Here is an 820-nt window from a genome sequence, read left to right on the forward strand (position 1 = left end):
GAGGCGCTCGCGCGCGTCGACGGCGACGTGCACCTCGGAACCGGTCGCGATCAGGATGACCTCGGGCGTCCCGTTCGAGGCGTCGAAGAGGGTGTAGCCACCCTTCGCCGTGTCCTCGTTGGGCTCGTACGTCGGCACGCCCTGGCGGGTGAGGGCGAGACCGTGCGGGGCGCCCTTGCCGAAGACCTTGGTGTAGCGGCGCAGGATCTCGCGCCAGGCGATCACGGTCTCGTTGGCGTCGGCCGGGCGGACCACGTTCAGGCCCGGGATCGCGCGCAGCGCCGCGATGTGCTCGACCGGCTGGTGGGTGGGGCCGTCCTCGCCGAGGCCGATGGAGTCGTGCGTCCACACGTACGTCACCGGCAGGTGCATCAGCGCCGACAGCCGCACGGCGTTGCGCATGTAGTCGGAGAACACCAGGAACGTACCGCCGTAGACACGGGTGTTGCCGTGCAGGGTGATGCCGTTCATCTCCGCGGCCATGGAGTGCTCGCGGATACCGAAGTGGAGGGTGCGCCCGTAGGGGTCCGCCTCCGGCAGCGGGTTGTCCGCCGGGAGGAACGACGACGTCTTGTCGATGGTCGTGTTGTTGGAGCCCGCGAGGTCGGCGGAGCCGCCCCACAGCTCCGGGATCACCGCGCCGAGCGCCTGGAGCACCTTGCCGGACGCGGCACGCGTGGCGACGCCCTTGCCGGGCTCGAAGACCGGGAGCTTCTCCTCCCAGCCCGCCGGCAGCTCACCCGCGGCGATCCGGTCGAACTCGGCGGCGCGCTCGGTGTTGTCGTCCCGCCACAGCTGGAACGTCTTCTCCCACTGCGCC

At 70.9% G+C, this 820-nt stretch carries 1 protein-coding gene; it reads right to left on the bottom strand.

Annotated features, from left to right (window positions below):
- Positions 1-820: transketolase-like TK C-terminal-containing protein (locus ACFPIH_RS56350; protein WP_417801394.1), on the bottom strand; the 820-nt coding region annotated here is incomplete at both ends.

This window comes from Streptomyces vulcanius, from assembly GCF_042653945.1.
Taxonomy (GTDB): Bacteria; Actinomycetota; Actinomycetes; order Streptomycetales; family Streptomycetaceae; genus Streptomyces; species Streptomyces mangrovi.